Annotated in this window: 11 protein-coding genes and 1 tRNA gene; 4 read left to right on the top strand and 8 right to left on the bottom strand. The window is 73.5% G+C overall.

Annotated features, from left to right (window positions below):
* Positions 1 to 53: 53 nt before the first annotated feature.
* The 5 genes from Cus16_RS07220 to Cus16_RS07240 all read right to left on the bottom strand — a co-directional run bounded on the left by Cus16_RS07220 (position 54) and on the right by Cus16_RS07240 (position 5,590).
* Positions 54 to 935, bottom strand: a complete 882-nt coding sequence (locus tag Cus16_RS07220; protein WP_069711978.1) for a helix-turn-helix domain-containing protein — start codon at positions 933 to 935, stop codon at positions 54 to 56.
* Between the two features lie 181 nt (positions 936 to 1,116).
* On the bottom strand, positions 1,117 to 2,163 hold the full coding sequence (locus Cus16_RS07225) for an NAD(P)-dependent alcohol dehydrogenase (RefSeq protein WP_069711979.1): 1,047 nt from the start codon (positions 2,161 to 2,163) through the stop codon (positions 1,117 to 1,119).
* Between the two features lie 137 nt (positions 2,164 to 2,300).
* The gene (locus tag Cus16_RS07230) at positions 2,301 to 3,362 is read right to left on the bottom strand and encodes a glycerate kinase (protein WP_069711980.1); all 1,062 of its coding nucleotides are present in this window, start codon (positions 3,360 to 3,362) and stop codon (positions 2,301 to 2,303) included.
* Between the two features lie 28 nt (positions 3,363 to 3,390).
* The gene (locus tag Cus16_RS07235; RefSeq protein WP_069712060.1) at positions 3,391 to 4,500 is read right to left on the bottom strand and encodes an FAD-dependent oxidoreductase; all 1,110 of its coding nucleotides are present in this window, start codon (positions 4,498 to 4,500) and stop codon (positions 3,391 to 3,393) included.
* 37 nt (positions 4,501 to 4,537) lie between these two features.
* Positions 4,538 to 5,590, bottom strand: coding sequence for a BLUF domain-containing protein (locus Cus16_RS07240; protein WP_069711981.1), 1,053 nt, complete (start codon positions 5,588 to 5,590; stop codon positions 4,538 to 4,540).
* Positions 5,591 to 5,898: 308 nt separating this feature from the next.
* Here Cus16_RS07240 and Cus16_RS07245 point away from each other — a divergent pair, with 308 nt between their 5' ends.
* Positions 5,899 to 7,560 (top strand): hypothetical protein, encoded by a 1,662-nt coding sequence (locus Cus16_RS07245; RefSeq protein WP_141718861.1) that lies wholly within the window; start codon positions 5,899 to 5,901, stop codon positions 7,558 to 7,560.
* A 332-nt stretch (positions 7,561 to 7,892) separates the two neighbouring features.
* Here Cus16_RS07245 and Cus16_RS07250 read toward each other — a convergent pair.
* Positions 7,893 to 7,963: transfer RNA gene (locus tag Cus16_RS07250), tRNA-Gly, on the bottom strand.
* Between the two features lie 207 nt (positions 7,964 to 8,170).
* Between Cus16_RS07250 and Cus16_RS07255 the strand changes: the two genes are divergently transcribed.
* The 3 genes from Cus16_RS07255 (at position 8,171) to Cus16_RS07265 (ending at position 12,068) form a co-directional block, all read left to right on the top strand.
* Positions 8,171 to 9,250 (top strand): DUF6177 family protein, encoded by a 1,080-nt coding sequence (locus tag Cus16_RS07255; RefSeq protein WP_069711983.1) that lies wholly within the window; start codon positions 8,171 to 8,173, stop codon positions 9,248 to 9,250.
* Between the two features lies 1 nt (position 9,251).
* On the top strand, positions 9,252 to 9,587 hold the full coding sequence (locus Cus16_RS07260) for a hypothetical protein (RefSeq protein WP_141718862.1): 336 nt from the start codon (positions 9,252 to 9,254) through the stop codon (positions 9,585 to 9,587).
* A gap of 171 nt (positions 9,588 to 9,758) precedes the next feature.
* Positions 9,759 to 12,068, top strand: a complete 2,310-nt coding sequence (locus Cus16_RS07265) for an Ig-like domain repeat protein (protein ID WP_141718863.1) — start codon at positions 9,759 to 9,761, stop codon at positions 12,066 to 12,068.
* A gap of 102 nt (positions 12,069 to 12,170) precedes the next feature.
* On the opposite strand, the gene Cus16_RS07270 is transcribed toward Cus16_RS07265, so the two are convergent.
* Both Cus16_RS07270 and Cus16_RS07275 read right to left on the bottom strand, forming a co-directional pair.
* Positions 12,171 to 14,216 carry a cytochrome c oxidase assembly protein gene (locus Cus16_RS07270; protein WP_069711986.1) on the bottom strand — a complete coding sequence of 682 codons (2,046 nt, stop codon included), beginning with the start codon at positions 14,214 to 14,216 and terminating at the stop codon, positions 12,171 to 12,173.
* A gap of 63 nt (positions 14,217 to 14,279) precedes the next feature.
* Positions 14,280 to 15,401 (bottom strand): GNAT family N-acetyltransferase, encoded by a 1,122-nt coding sequence (locus tag Cus16_RS07275; protein WP_069711987.1) that lies wholly within the window; start codon positions 15,399 to 15,401, stop codon positions 14,280 to 14,282.
* Between the last annotated feature and the right edge of the window lie 7 nt (positions 15,402 to 15,408).

Raw genomic sequence — 15,408 nt, forward strand, 5'->3', positions numbered from 1 at the left:
ACCTGACGGGACGCCGTGCGACGCCACGCGACGCGGTGCGTCCCGACCTCCGGTCAGCGGCGCAGCGTGTGCTTCGGGTACTCGCCGAACCGCCGCAGGTACTCGCCCGAGAACCGGCCCATGTGCGTGAAGCCCCAGCGGGACGCGACCTCGGCCACCGACACCGTCGCGGGCTCGGCGCGGAGCAGGTCGTCGTGCGCCCGGCGCAGCCGGACCTCGCGGAGGTACTGCATGGGCGTCCGGTCGAGCGTGCGCTGGAAGGACTCCTGCAGGCCCCGCACGCTGAGGTCCGCCGCACGGGCGATCTCGGACACCGTGAGCGGTTCGTGCGCGCGGGCGTGGATCGTCTCGACGGCGCTGCGGATGCGGGCGTTGCGGTGCTCGCCCCACGCGAGCGACGCGGTGCCCTCGTCACGCAGGACGCGGACGGAGGACGCCACCGAGGCACGCCACCGCTCCACCGCGGCCGTCGTCGGCGGCGTCGTGCGGTCGAACGCGAGCGTGCCGTCCACCAGGTGCCGTTCCGACGCGACGTCGAGCACGAGGTCGCGGTCGAGGTGCACGAGCCGCTGGTCCCAGTCGCGGTAGTCCATGTCGAAGCGCTGCTCGACGGGGAACAGCACCGGGATGCCCGGCTGCATGCGGACGGCGTTGCGACCGGTGTCCACGGTCGCGGTGCCGGAGTCGATCCACTGGACGACGACCTGGCCCTCGACGGCGACGTCGCCGCGCAGGGTGCCGTGCATCTGCGAGCGGCGGACGCTCATCCGGTCGTCGCCGACCGCGACGTACCGGTACCAGTAGTCGTCGTCGACGTGCCCGGAGTGCCAGGTCTTGCCGGCGTACATGCCGGCCAGGTCGGCGATCGCGGTGTCGGTCTCCGTGCCGGACACCGAGACCAGGGGACGGAGTCCCTCGTTCGTCGTGTTGTCCATCCGTCAAGCCTCTCGCGTCCGGGTCGCGGCGGCGACGAGCCGCGTGGCGTGGACGATGCGGTCGCGTTCCGGGGACAGCGTACGTCCGCGGGGTGGCCAGGGGAAGGACGGGAGGCGCGCTGCTCGCCGGCAGCGCGCCTCCCGTCCGGTGGGGGTCAGCGGACCCCCGTGGACCGGGTCGTCAGGCCAGGGTCGCCGTGTCGATGACGAAGCGGTACCGCACGTCCGAGGAGAGCACGCGCTCGTACGCCTCGTTGATGCGGTCGGCCGAGATGAGCTCGGTCTCGGGCAGGATGCCCTTCTCCGCGCAGAAGTCGAGCATCTCCTGGGTCTCGGCGATGCCGCCGATGGCGGAGCCCGCCCAGCTCAGGCGACGCGGGATCAGCGCGAAGGCCGGCACCTCGAGGGGCTCCGACGGCGCGCCGACGTTGACGAGCGTGCCGTCGACCTGCAGCAGGCCGAGGTACGCCGCCATGTCGAGCTTCGCCGACACCGTGTTGATGATCAGCTCGAACGAGCCGGCCAGCTGCTCGAAGGTCGACGGGTCCTTCGTGGCGAAGTGGGCCTTCGCGCCGTAGCGGAGCGAGTCCTCCTGCTTCGAGGTGGTCTGCGACAGGACGGTGACCTCGGCGCCCAGGGCGACGGCGATCTTGACGGCCATGTGGCCGAGCCCGCCCATGCCGACGACGGCGACCTTCGAGCCGGGGCCGACCTTCCAGTGGTGCAGCGGCGAGTAGGTCGTGATGCCGGCGCAGAGCAGCGGCGCGACCTTCTCGATGTCGAGCGACTCCGGAACGCGGAGCACGAAGTCCTCGTTCACGACGACGGCCTCGGAGTAGCCGCCCTGGGTGATCGAGCCGTCGGCCGGGTCGACCGAGGCGTAGGTGCCGATGTTGCCCTTCAGGCAGTACTGCTCCTGGCCGGTGACGCACTGCTCGCACTCGCCGCAGGAGTTCACCATGCAGCCGACGCCGACACGGTCGCCCACCTGGTGCTTCGTGACGTCGCTGCCGACGGCGGAGACGTGGCCGACGATCTCGTGGCCGACGACCTGCGGGTACTGGATCGGGCCCCACTCGCCGCGGACGGTGTGGATGTCGGAGTGGCAGATGCCGGCGTAGGCGATGTCGATCTCGACGTCGTTCGGGCCGAGGTCGCGACGGGTGATGGTGGTCTTGACGAGCGGCTCGGTGGCCGACGGTGCCGCGTACGCGTTGACGGTGCGCATTGGTCTCCTCGTGGGGTGCTGCTTGGCGGGCCGGGTGCGACCCGTCCTCCAGTGTGGTGGAGCGCTCCTGGACGAGGGAGGTTGCGATGGGGACCCCCAGGCGCGGTGGGACGGGCGTGGCGCGGGGCCGCGGCCGGTCAGCCCGTGAGCCGTGCCAACCGCTGCCCCGCGATGCGGGCGAACCGCAGCGGCTCGCGCAGGGCGTCGTCGGGTTCCCCGGTCGTCTGCGTCGCGAGCACCACGAGCGAGGCGGCCGCGTCGAACCCGTCGAGCGGTGCGTCGACCTCGCCGGCGACGAGCAGGACCCGCGCCCCGGGAGCGCGCTCGGCCGCGAGCGCCCGGACGACGGACGGCGCCTTCCCCGCGGCGCTCTGGTCGTCGTACCGACCCTCGCCGGTCACGACCACGTCGGCGCCGTCGAGCAGCGCGGGCAACCCGAGGACGTCGGCGACCGCACGCGCGCCCGGGGCGAGGGTCGCGCCCCAGGCGAGCAGACCGAACCCGACGCCGCCGGCGGCACCCGCCCCGGGCGTCGCCGGGTCCACGTCGGGCAGGGCCAGCGCCCAGGCGGCGAGCCGTTCCTCGAGCGCGGGCGCCGACTCGGGCGTGACGCCCTTCTGCGGTCCGAACACGGCGATCGCGCCGTCCGGCCCGAGCAGCGGCGAGGTCACGTCCGTCAGCACCACCGCACCACCGTCCGGCAGCGGCCGCAGGTGGCTCCGGTCGACGGAGCCGTCGGCGTGCGCGGTGAGCCCGAGCGCCTCGAGCACGGGCCGTCCGCCGTCGGTCGACGCGCTGCCGCCGATGCCGAGCACCAGCCCGGTCGCGCCCGCGTCGAGTGCCGCCGCGATCGCCTCGCCGAAGCCGCGGCTCGTCGCCGTCCCCGGCTGCAGCCGTCCGCCGAGCAGCGGCAGGCCGCTCGTCGCCGCGAGCTCCACCACCGCCCGCCCGTCGGGGAGGCGGAGCCACGCCGTGTCGACCGGTGTCCCCGCGGGCCCGGTCACGGTGACCGGCACGCGTACGGCGTCCGGGACGGCCGCGGCGAACGCGTCGATCGTGCCCTCGCCGCCGTCGGCCGTGGGGGCGCTCACGACGTCGTCGTCGGGGCGTTCGTCGAGCCAGCCGGCACGGATCGCCGCAGCGGTGTCGGCCGCGGTGGCGGTGCCCTTCAGGGAGTCCGGAGCGATGACGACGCGCACCCGACCACCGTAGCGGGGCGCCCGGTCGTCAGAGGGCGAAGCGCGGGTGGGGCGCCCCACCGGTCGCCAGGTCGGCGACGAGCTCGCCGAGCAGCGGTGCGAACTTGAACCCGTGCCCGGAGAACCCGGTCGCCACCGTGAGCGGCCCGCGGCGGTCGATCACGAAGTCCTCGTCCGGGGTGGTGTCGTACAGGCAGCTGATCAGGCTCGGCCGCGAGGCGTCCACGCCGGGCACCCACCGCGCGACGTACGCCTGCAGACGCTCCACCTCGGCCGCCACCGGCCGGTGGTCGCGGGTGTCGGGGTCGACGACCGGTCCGGTCCCGTGGAACCCGACCTTCACGCCCTCGCCCGGCGTGAGGAGTCCGTAGACGTCGTCGCCGTCCGCCCAGTGCACGAACGACGGCCACGCCCTGTCCGGCAGGCGGCTGGGGAAGTGCGCGGGCTGCTCCTGCGTGACGCGGACGGCCGGGAGGCGCGCCCCGCGTGCCGCGAGCAGCGCACCCACCAGCGTGGGCGCCCAGGACCCCACGGCCGCCACCAGGCTCGGCGTCCGGACCGACGTGCCGTCGCCGAGCGACACGGTGACGTCGTCACCGTGGTCCTCGATCGCGGTGACGCGGGTGTCGAAGCGGAGCTCGGCCAGCCCGGTGCGCTCGGCCAGGGTCAGGAAGACCTCGATCGCGTCGGCGGACCGGATCCGCCCCGCGGTCGCGTGGGTCAGGACGCGGCCCTCGAAGGCGATGCCCGGCCAGCGGGCCGCGGCCTCGCCCGTGGTGAGCGACTCGTGCGGGATCCCGGCCGACGCCAGTGCCGCGGCGATCGCGTCGACCACTTCGGGTCGCCCGTGGTCCACGGCGCCGGTGCGGTCGAGCAGGGTGGTGCCCGAGCGTGCCTCGAGCGCGTCCCAGAGCGCGAGCGCCCGGGTCGTCAGGTCGACGTACTCCGGGTCGGCGTAGCCCTGCCGGAAGATCCGGGTGGCACCGTGGGAGGACCCCTCGTGGTGGCCGCGGCCGTGCTGCTCGACGAGCAGGACGCGCTCGCCGCGGGCGGTCAGGGTGTACGCCGTCGCGGCGCCGACGACCCCGCCGCCGACGACCACGTGCGGGACGTCGGACTCGGTCGGGTCGGGCTGCATGACGGCAGCGTAGTGCGCGCCGCCGTCGTCGCCGTGGTCAGTGCGCCGGTGCGACCGGGGCATCCCAGTACGACGGCTGCTCGTACTGCTCGGCCCACCCGCGGCGCATCCGGGTCGCCGCGCGGTCGAAGGCGTCGACCACGTCGGTGTCCGTCGTCAGGAGGGACTGCAACCGCAGCCCGTCGTACAGGGCGAGCAGCTGCTGCGTGCCGCGCACCGGGTCCATGGTGGCGGGCTCCCGCCCGCTCCGGACGTCCTCGGTGAGTGCCTCGCGGACGACCTCGCGGAACTGCAGGTAGGCCGACCGGTAGTAGTCCGCGCCCGGCGCCTCCGGGTCGGTGGCGACGACGAGGCTCGAGGCGATGAGCCGCATCAGCGCGGGTTCCTCGGCGTGCGCGACGAGCAGGGCGTGCAGGTACGCGACGGTGCCCTTCTCGGCGGCGAGCGGCTGCAGCGGGAGGGAGACCGCGCGGGTCCAGCGCATCACCGTCGCGGCGAGGAGCGCGTGCGGGTTCGGGAAGAGGGCGTCGACCTCCGCGACGGACATGCCGCTGCGATCGGCGACGGCCTCGACCGAGAACCCGGCCGGACCGCGGTCGTGGATCACGGTGATCGCGCCGTTGATCGCCCGGGTCCTCGGGGCCTCGTCGTCGATCGTCTGCTGCGACGTCAGCGGCGCGAGCGGGTGCTTGCGGAACCACTCGAGCAGCCCGTGCGCACGCGACGCCGCGGACGCCGGGTCGGCCGGTCGGCCCGCCCGGAACAGGTCGCTGAACCCGGGCACCTCCTGCACGAGCGGGTCGAGGGACTGGAAGGCCATCGACCAGTCGGGGAAGGACCGCTCGGTGATCGCCTCGTCGAGCAGGACACGCACGTTCGTGTGCCGCGGGTCGACGCGGACCTGCTCGAACCGGTCGTGCACGACGTCGTCCTCGCCCTCGAGGATCCCGATGCAGTTGTCGCCCTTGTGCGCGAGCATCCCGGTCACGCCGAGGCGCGTGTTCTTCTCGCGGCCGACGGCGAGGATCTGCGCGAGCTCCGAGTCGGTGATCGGACGCGTCTGCGTGCTGGTGTAGACGAGCGAACGCATGCTCGCACCTCCTTGCTCCGGTGGAGCCGTCGTGCTCCGACCCGATCCAAGGCCGTGCACGCGGAGAGGGCAACCCCGCGTTCGGGAAGCGGCTCCCTCGGGAGCGGAGGCGCCGGGAGAGCGAGTGGTGCGACGCCTCGTCCAGGGCACCTCTCTGCGGACGGAAGCCGCGAACAGAATTGTCTGTGCACACTCTCACCAGCCGCGCCGTCGTGGCTCCCTCGTGGCGGTTCGTCCCGTCAATAGCGTGCTTGCCGACGGGGCGCCACCGAAGGGCGGTGGCCGCCCCTTCCGAGAACAGGGGAACCATGTACCACCTCCAGACGCGCACGGAGCGGCGACCTCGATGGCGACTCGCCACGGTGATCACCGCGGTGATCGCGCTCTCCGTCTCCGCGACGCTGATGACGACGCAGTACCCGGCAGAGGCCGCAGGGTCCTGCGGCTCTGCCTGTGACGGCGTCTCCGCCGACCCGGCGACCCTCGCGAAGCAGCTCGGGGGGTTCGTCCAGGACGGCAGCTTCCGGGCGACCGCGGGTGGCGCCGGGAACACGAACGACCTCTACCGCAGTGAGATCCAGCCCATCGCGAGTGGCAGCCCGACCCCGGGGTGCCAGCTCGACACGCGTGTCCTGCAGACACTGGTGATCGTGACGAAGCACTTCGGTTCCCTGCAGGTCAACGACCTGAACCGGGCCTGCCCGGCGATGTCGCATCCGTACACCTGCAGTTCGAACCCCTCTTCGTTGCACTGCATTGATCCGAGTGTCGCGATCGACTTCGGATCCGTCGGCGGGACGACCGTCCAGGGCTCGAACACCCGGACGCACGAACTCCTCGACTTCCTGGACACCTTCGTGCCCTCCGGCTCCCAGGCCGGACAGTCCGGTTGTCGCTCCTCGTGGACGTTCACGCACATCTCCCGGCAGTTCACCGACACCTGCAACCACCAGCACTTCGACTTCAGCGGGGTCTCGACGGCACTGGCGATCTCACCGTCGTCGTACTCGAGCGGGAACGGCGTCGCCGTGCGGGCCAACACGGGCACGCTGTGGACGTGGGCCGGGAGCGCAGGGACGCCGGGGTTCGCGGCGAACTCCGCACAGGCCGTCGCGGACGGGACGTCTCCGGCGACGGCGCACGACGGGCAGGACGCCGCGGTCGCCTTCGTGAAGCCGGACGGCACGTTGTGGACGTGGTCCGGCAAGGTCGGCACCACGGGCAAGGCTGCGTCTGCAGCGGTCGGTGCGAAGGCCGGGACCAGCCCGTCGATCGTCTCGCTCGGCGGCGGGGAGTACGCCGTCGCGTTCCAGGCCAACACCGGGGAACTCTGGACCTGGCGAGGCGTGCCCGGGACGACGGGTTCCGCGGGCCCCACCGGCCGAGCGGTGCAGGCGGGCACGAACCCGTCCATCACGACCGTGGGCAGTGGCGTCTCGGTCGCCTACCAGGCGACCGACGGAGCCCTCTGGACCTGGTACGGGCCGCCGACGGAGCGGGGGACCGCGGCATCGGCGAACGTCGGGATGAAGGCGGGTACGAGCCCGTCGATCACCCGTGTGAACGGTTCGACGATCGGCGTCGCCGTGCAGGCCAACACCGGCAAGCTCTGGGTGTGGACCGGGACGCCGCGCACGGCCGGTCTCGCCAAGGAGACCGCCGTCGGGATGAAGGCCGGCACGAGCCCCTCCATCGCCCTGCTCGGCTCACAGCTCGCGGTGGCCGCCCAGGCGAACACCGGGCAGCTCTGGACGTGGGAGGGCGCGCCCGGTGATGCTGGCTTCGCGCACTCGGCGAACGTCGGCATGCAGGCCGCGTCGAGCCCGTCCGCGGCCGTCGAGGGCGACCACCTCGCCGTCGCGGTCGAGGCCAACACCGGCTCGCTCTGGACGTGGACCGGTTCGCCGGCGACCGACGGGTTCGCCGCCGCGGGCAACGTCGGCATCACGAGCAGCCCCGGGATCGGCTGAGGCACCGGTCTGACGGCGGGTGTGCGCCGCTCCGCCCCCACGGGTGGCGCGGCGCACACCTGCGCGCGCGGTGCAGTACCGGCTCGAGCAGCACCGGACCGAGCGGCACGGCGGGCACCACGGTGCCGACCGGCAGTGCCGACGCAGCCGACCGGCACCGGTCTCACGACGCTCCTGCCGTCGGGTCGGCGGCCGTTGCTGGCTCGTCCGGGCGACTCCGCCGAGCACCGTGCCCGCCGCCGGTCCGACGAGCACGACGATCGTCACGACGACCGCGGTACCCGGTCCCTGCGTTCGGGAAGCGGCTCCCTCGGGAGCGTGTCCATCTGGAGAGCGAGTGACGGGAATCGAACCCGCGCTACCAGCTTGGGAAGCTGGAGTTCTACCATTGAACTACACTCGCGCATCCCGCCCGGCGGGACGTGGCAAGCCTAGCGGATTCTCCGCTGGATGCCAGCCGTGCGCGCGCCGCACGCGGCGCGGCGGGGTTGGGTCGCGCCTCCCGTCCGGTCGCCGTGTCTCCCCTGTGAGGTCCCCGGGTCGACGGACACGTGTCGACGCCGTGTGTACCGTCCAGGGGGTTCCGACGCCCTACCGGAGGAGGACCCGGATGGTCAGGCATCCCCTCATCGACGACGTGGTCGGCCCCGCCATCGTGGTCCGTTCGGCCTCGCCGGTCGTGTGGCTGACGGACTCGCTCGCCTCGCTCCTGCGACGCGCCTCGGCCTCCGGGCGGACGGTCGTGCTCCGCACCGGCCGGGAGGCGTCGCTCAGCCCCGCCCTGCGGCACGCGCTGGGCGCGCACGGAGCCGCGTGGGCCGTCGACGAGCAGGACGGCTCGCTGCGGGACGGCCGCACCGGCGTCCGCGCCGCGGGCGTCGAGGACTTCGTGCACCTCGGTCCGGAACTCGTCGGTCCGCCGTCGCCCGCACACCCGGTCGCGTCCGGGTCCGTCCGGCAGATCAGCATCGACCTGACGCTCCGGCACCACGCCGACCGGGCGGTCGACCTCGGCTCCGCCATCGAGGCGCTCTGCGACACCGTCGGCACCTGTCCCACGCGGTGGGGCACGAGCGAACCGCTGACGGTGCCGTGGGACCGCTGGGTGGTCACGCAGTACGCCAAGCACGACGCCCCGGACGTGTCGACGTCGTACGCCGTCGGCGAGGGCTTCTCGGCGACCATGACCGCGCACCTGCTCGACGGGGTCGTCGTCGAGACGATGTCCGCCGTGCTCACGATCCCCGAGGACGGCACCGACCCCGCGCTCGCGTCGAAGCTCCTGGACGCCGTGCACCGGGTCGCCGCCGAGGTCGAGCCGGTGTTCGGCGTCGTGATGCAGCGCCGCGGCGACGCCGACCACCTGGTCCGGGCCGTCGCACACGGCGAACCCTCGCCGCTCGCGGTCGTGGTCGGTCCGGAGGCCGCTGGGTTCCTGGACCGCACGGGTGAGTGGCCGCCGGCGCGGACCTCGACGTCGGTGTTCGGCGGCGGTGGCCTGGTCGTGCGGCTCGAGGACGGGTGGGAGGCCCTCGAGGCGTTCCTCGACCGCATCGACGAGGACCGCTTCCTCCAGCTCGTCGGCGGCGCGCCGCTCGACCCCGCGCACGACGAGGGGACCCTCGACGGACACGACCGCGGCGCGCACGCCCACTCCGCCCACCGGACGGGCGGTCAGGGTGCCGCGTGACGTGACGCTCCTCTGCCGCGGGCCGGTGCAGGCGCGGGACGTCGCGGAGGCGCTCCTGCTGCACGACGACGCGTGGGGCGTCCGTGCGCTCGACGACGGCCCGGTGCTGCAGGTCTGCCGCGACGCGGGGCACCCCGTGATCACGGTCCTCGGCGTCCGCCGGGTGGACTCGCTCGACGAGGTCGAGCGGATCCTGCCCGATGCGCCCGCCCTCTCGACCCCGCTGTGGTGGGTCGACACCGTCACCCCGTTCGGACCGGCGGGGGAGCCCGGCGTCAGTGCCGCGCTCGAGGCCTCGATGGAGCTCGACGCGGTCTGCATCGTGCACGGGGACTGAGCGTCCCTCGCGGTCGGCGGTCTCCGGACAGGTGCCCTACCCCCAGTACGGGGGTGTCCGGCGTCCCCGGTGCTCCACATCGCGCGGATCGCCCTACGGTGTGAGGACCCGAGTCGACGAGCCGGGCTGGCAGCTCCTCGTCGGCACCCCTCCTCACTGAACAGGGCTCCCTTGGCTCAACGACCTCAGCGGCGCGCCGTCGCGCGCGCTCGCAGCATCCTCGCCGGTCTCACCGTGGCCGGTCTCGCCGGTCTCGCGCTCCTCGGCGCGGACGTCACCGCCGCCAGCGCCGCGGCCCCGACGCAGACGACCTTCGCCGACCAGACCTTCCGCGGCACGAGCGCGGGCGACGGCTGGGTGCTCCCGTCGACGCCCTCCGCCGCCGGGAACAGCGCGTGCCTGACGGCCGGTGCGTCGGGTGGTCCCGGCACGGGCTCGATCCCCGCCTGCGGTGACACGGCCGACGACGCCGGGTCCGGGGCGCTCCGCCTGACGTCGGCGTCGCAGGCCCTGATCGGTGCCGTCGGTGCCGTGCAGGCCGTGCCGACGGACAAGGGCCTCGACGCCTCGTTCACGACCTACCAGTACGACGGCAGCGGTGCCGACGGCATGGTCTTCTACCTGGCGGCGACCGACCCGTACGACCCCGCCGTGCCCACGAGGACCGGCTACACCGGCGGTGCGCTCGGCTACGCGGCCTACCCCGCCGGCGGTGTCGACGGCCTCGAGCACGCGTACCTCGGTGTCGGGCTCGACACCTACGGCGGGTTCGCCGGGAACTACACCGGCTGCGTCGGTGACCAGAGCCGCGGCGGAGCGGAGAACTCGGTGACGGTCCGCGGACCGGGCAACGGGTCCTCCGGGTACTGCGTCCAGTCGGTCACGCGCGCCGACCGCTCGCTCCGCGGCTCCGTCTTCGCCGACCGCAGCGAGGTCGCCGTGCCCGTCGAGGTCGTCGTCAACCCGACCGCATCGGCGCTGACGGCACGCCGGTACCCGGACGTGTCGGTGGCGGCCGGGCAGTACGCCGTCGTCTTCACGAGCGTGGGCGGCGCGCGGCAGGTCGTCACCGGTGCCCTGCCGAAGCTCGACCCGAGCAGCAACGTCGCGGGGATCGACCCCTCGTGGATCGACCCGGCGACCGGGTACCCCTACAAGCTCACCTACGGCTTCACCGCGGGCACGGGCGGTGCGACCGACGTGCACGAGGTCACCGACCTCGTCGCGACGACCGCCGCGGGCGCGGTCCCGGTGCTGACGGCGCGGACGGGAGGCGCGACCAGCGTCGCGCACGCCGGCTCCGGCACCGTCACGGTCACCCCGACGATCTCCGCCGACGGCGGTTCCGAGACGCGTGCCGTCCGCACCACCTCCACGTTCCCGACCGGCGTCACCCCGTCGGCCGACGGCGCGACCGGCACCGGTTGGACGTGCTCCGTGTCGGGTCAGGTCGTCACCTGCGAGCAGGCAGCCGCCGACCGTGCCCCGGGCACCGACCTGCCCGAGCTCACGATCCCGTTCACGGTGACCGGCACCGCCCGCACCGCGACGGTGTCGACGGTCGTGTCGTCGATCGACGCCGAGGCGATCACCGTCGCCCGCGACGTCACGGTCGCCCCGCAGACGACCGTCGTCACGGTGGAGGACACCGCCGTCACCGTCGGCGACGACGCGTCGCTCCGCGCGACCGTCTCGTCGTCCGCGACGACCGACGCGACCGTCCCCACCGGGACCGTCCGGTTCACCGACGCGCAGACGGGTGCGGAGCTGTGCACGGCCGACCTGACGGACGGTACGGCGAGCTGCACCGTCCCCGCGACGACCGCCGGCGGGACCGTGGTCACCGCCGCGTACCTCGGTGACGCCGACCACGCGACCGCCGAGGGCACGGGGTCGCTCGTCGTGTCGAAGGTCCCGACGGCGGTCACCGCGACCTCGCCGGACGCCTCCGAGCCCGTCGCGGCCGGTGCCCCGGTGACGCTGACCGTCGACGGACCCGCGGCACGTGCCGGTCAGCCCGCACCCACGGGGACCGTCGAGTTCCGCGAGGGTGACCGGGTGCTCTGCGCCGTCACGCTCCCCGTCGCGAGCTGCGACGTCGCCGGGCTCGGGTCCGGCCGTCACCGGATCGTCGCGGTCTACTCCGGCGACGCGGTGTACGCCGCGTCGACCTCGGACGAGTTCGACGTGACCGTGGCCGAGGCCGTCGTGCCGGTCCCGACCCCCGCGCCGACCACCCCGGCACCGGCACCGACCACGGCGCCGACAACCCCGGCACCGGCCCCGACGGCGGCAGCGCCCAGCGCGGCACCGGCGGGCGCCACGCCGAGCGCGGCCCCGACGGCGGCAGCCGCACCCGGCGGCCTCGCCTTCACCGGCCCGACCGTCGCGCTCTGGACGGGGATCGCCCTCGCCGTCGCGCTGCTGGTGGCCGGTGTCGTGCTCCTGCTCGGCCGTCGCACCCGGGCGGCCCGGGGCTAGTCGGGTCGCTCGAGCGGAGCGAGACAGCGCAACGAGACAGCGCACCGTGCGGAACCGCACGGTGCGCTGTCTCGTTGCGGGGCGGGTGCTCCCTGCAGAGCCTCAGTCGCGTCGGTTCATCGCGGCGAGCTGCTCGTTGTACGCCTTGAGGTCGGCGTCGCCGTCGCGCTCGGCCTTGCGGTCGAGGCGCTTGGCATCGCGCTTGTCGCTCCGCACCCAGTTGCGCACCACGAGCAGGGCGACGAACACCATCGGCAGCTCCGACGCGCCCCAGGCGATGCCGCCGCCGGTGTGCTGGTCGGCGAGGAGCGCGCGGTCGTCGGTCTGCCCGAGCGCGTGGAACCAGTCGGCCGCGAACACCGACTGCGAGGTCATCACGGCGACGCCGAAGAAGGCGTGGAAGGCCAGGGTCGCGAGCAGCGCGATGATGAGGATCGGGTACTGCGGGCGCTGCGGCCCCGGGTCGACGCCGACGAACACCCAGAAGAACAGGTAGCCGCTCAGCACGAAGTGCACGACCATCGCGACGTGCCACTCGTGCGACTGCATGGCGTACTGGAACGCCGGCGTGAAGTAGAAGACCACGAGCGACCCGGCGAAGATCGTCCCGGCCACGGCGGGCTTCGCCATGAACTGCATGTACCGCGAGTGCGTGAAGAGCATGAGCCACTCACGGGCACCGCGCGAGCCGTCGTTCCGCACCGGGAGCGTGCGCAGCGCGAGGAGCACGGGGCCGCCGAGCACGAGCGGCAGCGGCACGAACATCATGAGGAGCATGTGCTGGAGCATGTGCGACGAGAAGTGCACCATGCCGTAGACCGCCGGTCCGGCCGAGGTCGTCCAGATGAACAGCACGCAGCCGAGCAGCCAGGCGATGGTGCGACCCACGGGCCACGAATCGCCACGCTGCCGGAGCTTCCGCACCGCGAGCAGGTACCAGCCGGCTCCGACGACGGCGACCGCCAGGTAGACCCAGTCGATGTGCCACTGCGTCAGGTAGGTCTGCACGGTCTGCGCCGGCGGGTAGGTGTAGCCGAGCAGGCCGGACCGGGTGTCCTGTCCCGTCTCGGGTGTCTGCGGGATCGGCGGCTGCGAGCGGGACACCGCGACGGAGACACCGATCGCGACGGCCATGAACACGACCTCGGCCAGGGCGAAGCGGACGAACAACCTGCGGTCGAGCGGCGCACGGAGGAGCCCCGGCACGAGCTTCCGGCGCTGCGCGACGCCGGCGAGCCCGAGCAGCACGAGGATGACCGCCTTGACGGTGATGAGCCACCCGTAGGTCGTCGTCACGAGGTCGGCCGGACCGGTCAGGCGCAGCGAGGCGTTGACGATGCCGGAGAACGCGACCGCGGCGAACGCCCACCCCGCGAGCGTCGAGTAGCGCGCGACAACGCGTCCCGTGGCGCCCTTCGTGCGGGTGCGCAGGAGCAGCACGGCGACGAGCCCGCCGGCCCACACGCACACGGCGACCAGGTGCACGGCGAGGGAGTTCACCGCGTTCGCGTGCTCGAGCGCACCGGCCGCGTGACCGGACAGGGCGAGCGGCAGCAGCGCGAAGAGCCCGGCGACCGTCGCGACCGCCAGCGAGGTGACCCGCGTGGCGAAGGCGGCGACGAGCGTGGCGACGAGCACCGCGACGGCGGAGACGACGAGTGCCTGCCCGATCTCGACCTGGAACGCGAAGAGCAGGAAGTTGCGCGCGAACACCGGACTCGTGAGCGGGACACCCAGCGTGTTCGCGCCGGTGAACACGATCCCCACGACCGCGGCGAGGAACCACACGGCACCGGCCGCGGCACCCCAACGGGCGGCCCGGTGCTGCACGGACGACATCGTGCGGTGGTCCTGCTTCTTCGCGGGGAGCGCGAACGCGGCCACGACGAGCAGCCCGATCGACAGCGCCGCGGCGGTGTCGTGCACGACCCGGGCGACCGGCAGGCCGTACTCCACGAGGTCACCGGCGGAGACGAGCTGCTGCGACGCGGTGAACGCGCCGGTGAGCGTCATGCCGAGCACGGCGCCGGCGACGGCGAGCGGGACGGCGATGACCAGGACCGTCGCGACGGTGGTGGACCGTGCGGTGGTGGGGGCGGGTTCGGGTGCCGTGTCCCCGGGCTGCGTGGCGGCTGACGTGACGGTCATGACCGTCCAATGGTAGGTCCGCCGCCTGACACCACCATCCCAGTCCGGCAGCGGGCGGGCCCGTCAGTCCCGGTGCTCCCAGATCCCCTCGCTGCCCACCCCGACGAAGCCGACGGCCTCGTTGACGTCGAGCATCGGCCGGTTCTCCTCGGCGTTGAACGTGACGATCGACGGCCGGCCCGGGAAGTCCCGCTCGATCGTCTCGATCCCGACCACCTTGAGCAGCCACCCGAGCCGGTGCCCGCGGTGCTCACGGAGCACGAGGGTGTCCCACTGCATGACCGGGCGCTCCGGGTTCTCCGGCACCTTGAGCTGGCTGAAACCGACGAGGGCGGTGTCCTCGACGTGCTCGACCGCGATCGTGAGCATCGTGTGCGGGCCGGTCGCCAACTGCTCCTCGGACTCGCGGACGCGCTCGCCGGTCCAGACGTCCTCAGGCTCCTGCATGTCGCCCTCGGGGGCATCGGTGCTCATCCTCGTGTGCAGGAGCGCGAGGTCGTCGAGCCACCGGTCCGGGGTCGGGCCGGTCCACGTGTGCACCCGGAAACCGGGGCCGGCCGCCGTGGCCGCGCGCTCGTGCAGGGCGCGCACGACCGACCCGTCCGCCGGCAGCCCGAGCCGACTCATCCGGTTGACCTGACCAAAGCGCCAGCCGCGGCCGGTCAGGAAGCGCACGCCGGCCTCGTCCGCGGGCACGGCGCCGTGGCCGGTGGGTGCTGCGACGTACCCGGGCCCGGCACCGGGGCCGACCTGCCGCGAGACGGCGTAGGTCTTCCACTGGGTGCGGCCCTCGGCACGGGCGAGCTGCTCGAGGTGGTCGGCGAGCAGGGTCCCGACGCCGCGGCGCTGCCGGTCGGGCCGGACGCCGAGCGACAGCCAGCAGTTCGTCGTGCCCGGCTCGGTCCTCGAGTCGTACGCCCCCGACGCCACGACCTCGCCCGCATCGTGGCGCACGACGAACAGGCGGCTCGGGGCCCCGGGTTCGTGGCACATCGGCAGGTACTCGGCGGGCGTCCACGAGACCTCGCGCAGTCCGTGCACCGCGAACTCGGCGGCGTCGGACACCGCGAGCCAGTCCCGGAACGCCTGCACCCGCGTCGGGTCGTCGTCCATCGTCGTCGGGACGTCGAGCTCCTCGACGGTCCAGGTGTCGGTGGTGTCGGTGGTGTCGGTGGTGCCGGTCACGGGTGCC

Origin of the sequence: Curtobacterium sp. ER1/6, assembly GCF_001742745.1 — a bacterium.
Lineage (GTDB): Bacteria > Actinomycetota > Actinomycetes > Actinomycetales > Microbacteriaceae > Curtobacterium > Curtobacterium citri.